This window comes from Streptomyces longispororuber (assembly GCF_024448165.1).
GTDB lineage: Bacteria > Actinomycetota > Actinomycetes > Streptomycetales > Streptomycetaceae > Streptomyces > Streptomyces longispororuber_A.
On the sequence record NZ_JAMOLN010000387.1, the window covers coordinates 1 to 3,510 of the forward strand.

Here is a 3,510-nt window from a genome sequence, read left to right on the forward strand (position 1 = left end):
GTGCGCATCCCGGATGCGAAGGTCGCCCTGTCGACCGCCTCGGTCTATCCGGAGTCGACGGCGACGGCCTTCGAGATAGCCGCACGCCTGGGTTACGACGGCGTCGAGGTCATGGTGTGGACCGACCCCGTGAGCCAGGACATCGAGGCGCTGCGGCGGCTGAGCGACTACCACCAGATCCCGATCCTCGCCGTGCACGCGCCATGTCTGCTGATCACGCAGCGGGTGTGGTCCACGGACCCCTGGGTGAAGCTGCAGCGCGCGAAGGCGGCGGCGGAGCGGCTCGGGGCGTCGACGGTGGTCGTGCACCCGCCCTTCCGCTGGCAGCGCCAGTACGCCCGGGACTTCGTCGGCGGCATCTGGCGGATGGCCGACGAGACGGATGTGCGGTTCGCCGTAGAGAACATGTATCCGTGGCGCTACCGGGACCGGGAGATGCTCGCGTACGCCCCCGAATGGGACGTCACCAAGGACGACTACCGGCACTTCACCGTCGACCTCAGCCACACCGCGACCGCCCGCACCGACGCGATGCAGATGATCGACCGCATGGGCGACCGCCTCGGTCACGTCCACCTCGCCGACGGCAACGGATCGAACAAGGACGAGCACCTGGTGCCGGGCCGCGGCACGCAGCCGTGCGCCGAGCTCCTGGAGCGGCTGGCCGGCAGCGGGTTCGACGGGCACGTGGTCATCGAGGTCAACACGCGGCGGGCGATGTCCAGCGCCGAACGCGAGGCCGACCTCGCCGAGGCGCTCGCCTTCACCCGGCTGCACCTGGCGTCCGCGATGCGGGTGCCGCGTTCATGAGCGAGCCGGTCCGGCGCCGCGGCCGCCCCGCGCGCACCGAGAGCGGTGACACCAGGACCCGCATCCTCGAAGCGGCCCGCGAGGAGTTCGCCGCGAGGGGCTACGAGAAGGCGTCCGTACGCGGCATCGCCAAGGCCGCCGGGGTCGATTCCGCGCTCGTGCACCACTACTTCGGCACCAAGGAGCAGGTCTTCGCGGCGTCGATCGAGACGGCGTTCGCACCCGCGCTCCAGGCCCCGGCCGTGCTGGAGGAGGGCCCGCTCGACGACATCGGCGAGCGGCTGACCCGGTTCGTCCTCGGCATCTGGGAGAACCCGGCGACCCGCACCCCGCTGCTCGCCATCGTGCGCTCGGCGGTCAACAACGAGGCGGCCGCCGCCGTCTTCCGCAGGCTCATCGCCGCCCAGCTGCTCGGCCGGATCGCCCGCCGCCTGGACATCCCGGACGAGGAGGCCGAACTGCGCGTCACGCTGGCCGCGGCCCAGCTCGTCGGCACCGCCGTGCTCCGCTACGTGATCAAGGTGGAGCCGCTCGCCTCCGCCGACCCGGAGACGGTCATCGCCCGGATCGCCCCGGTCGTCCAGGGCCACCTCACCGGCCACGCGCGGACCGCCGGCAACTCCTGAGGTCACCGGCCGGTCCTGAGACGATCGTCCCGACATCCGGACACCCTGTCCGGGCCTCGGAACCTCGGCGTAGGCTCGTACACCTGTCAGTTCTGTCTGAAGGAGCGAGCGACGATGCCCGAGCTGAGGTCCCGCACAGTCACCCACGGCCGCAACATGGCGGGCGCCCGCGCCCTGATGCGAGCCTCCGGTGTACCGGGTGCGGACATCGGCCGGAAGCCCATCATCGCGGTCGCCAACTCGTTCACCGAGTTCGTGCCCGGGCACACGCACCTGGCGCCCGTCGGCCGCATCGTCAGCGACGCCATCACGGCGGCCGGCGGCATCGCGCGCGAGTTCAACACGATCGCCGTCGACGACGGCATCGCGATGGGCCACGGCGGCATGCTGTACTCCCTGCCCTCCCGCGACCTGATCGCGGACTCGGTCGAGTACATGGTCGAGGCCCACTGCGCCGACGCCCTGATCTGCATCTCGAACTGCGACAAGATCACCCCGGGCATGCTGATGGCGGCACTCCGCCTGAACATCCCGACGGTCTTCGTCTCCGGCGGCCCGATGGAGTCCGGCCGGGCCACCCTCGTCGACGGCACCGTCCGCACGCTCGACCTGGTCGACGCGATGTCGGAGGCCGTGAACGACAAGATCTCCGACGAGGACATCCTCCGCATCGAGGAGAACGCCTGCCCGACCTGCGGCTCCTGTTCCGGCATGTTCACCGCCAACTCGATGAACTGCCTGACCGAGGCCATCGGCCTGAGCCTGCCGGGCAACGGGTCGCTGCTCGCCACCCACACGGGCCGCAGGGAGCTGTACGAGCGGGCCGGCGCCACGGTCGTCGAGCTGACCAAGCGCTACTACGGCGAGGACGACGCCTCGGTCCTGCCGCGCAACATCGCCACCCACGCCGCGTTCGAGAACGCGATGGCGCTGGACATCGCGATGGGCGGCTCCACGAACACGATCCTGCACCTGCTGGCCGCCGCGCAGGAGGCCGAGGTCGACTACAACCTCGACCACATCAACGCGGTCTCGCGCCGCGTCCCCTGCCTGGCCAAGGTCGCGCCTAACGTCGCGGGCTCGAAGACGTACTACATGGAGGACGTGCACCGGGCCGGCGGCATCCCCGCCATCCTCGGCGAGCTGTACCGCGGCGGTCTGCTCAACGAGGACGTGCACACGGTCCACAGCCCCTCGATCAAGGAGTGGCTCGACACCTGGGACGTGCGCAGCGGCAGCGCTTCCCCGGAGGCCGAGGACCTCTGGTACGCGGCCCCCGGCTGCGAGCGCTCCGCCACCGCCTTCTCCCAGTCGAAGCGCTGGGACTCCCTCGACACGGACGCGGCCGGCGGCTGCATCCGCGACGTCGCCCACGCCTACTCCCAGGACGGCGGCCTCGCGGTCCTCAAGGGCAACCTGGCCGAGGACGGCTGCGTCGTGAAGACCGCCGGCGTCGACGAGTCCATCTGGACCTTCGAGGGCCCGGCCGTGGTCTGCGAGTCGCAGGAGGAAGCGGTCCAGAAGATCCTCACGCAGCAGGTCAAGGAGGGCGACGTCGTCGTCATCCGCTACGAGGGTCCCAAGGGCGGCCCCGGCATGCAGGAGATGCTCTACCCGACCTCGTACCTGAAGGGCCGCGGCCTGGGCAAGGCCTGCGCGCTCGTCACGGACGGCCGCTTCTCCGGCGGCACGTCGGGCCTGTCGATCGGTCACGCCTCGCCCGAGGCGGCGTCCGGCGGCACGATCGCACTCGTCGAGGACGGCGACCGCATCCGCATCGACATCCCGAACCGTACGATCGAACTCCTGGTCACGGACGAGGAGTTGGCGGCCCGCCGCGAGGCCCTGAACGGCGTGTACGCCCCGAAGGGCCGCGAGCGCAAGATCTCCGCGGCCCTGCGCGCCTACGCCGCGATGGCCACCAGCGCCGACCGCGGCGCGGTCCGCGACGTCTCCAAGCTGGGCTGACCCCGCCCGTCACCAGTCCTCGACAGTCCTCACCAGTCCTCACCAGTCTTCGGGGCGGCTCCCCGCCACCCCGAAGACACTCCCGTCGGGCCCACTCCCGTACACC

Annotated in this window: 3 protein-coding genes; all 3 read left to right on the forward strand. The window is 71.0% G+C overall.

Annotated features, from left to right (window positions below; translation table 11 throughout):
• Positions 1–810 (forward strand): sugar phosphate isomerase/epimerase family protein (locus M4J07_RS47100; protein WP_255983441.1); only part of this gene is annotated, 810 nt, incomplete at its 5' end.
• A complete protein-coding gene (locus M4J07_RS47105) occupies positions 807–1,436 on the forward strand; it encodes a TetR/AcrR family transcriptional regulator (RefSeq protein WP_255983442.1) in 630 nt (209 codons plus the stop codon). The genes M4J07_RS47100 and M4J07_RS47105, both read left to right, overlap by 4 nt.
• Positions 1,437–1,550: 114 nt before the next feature.
• Complete coding sequence (ilvD, locus tag M4J07_RS47110) at positions 1,551–3,404, forward strand: dihydroxy-acid dehydratase (protein WP_255983444.1); 1,854 nt, start codon at positions 1,551–1,553, stop codon at positions 3,402–3,404.
• Positions 3,405–3,510 lie beyond the last annotated feature (106 nt).

Bases quoted from the DNA above. Each gene is read 5' to 3' on its own strand.
- M4J07_RS47105 (WP_255983442.1), top strand. From the start codon at position 807: ATGAGCGAGCCGGTCCGGCGCCGCGGCCGCCCCGCGCGCACCGAGAGC.
- ilvD (WP_255983444.1), top strand. From the start codon at position 1,551: ATGCCCGAGCTGAGGTCCCGCACAGTCACCCACGGCCGCAACATGGCG.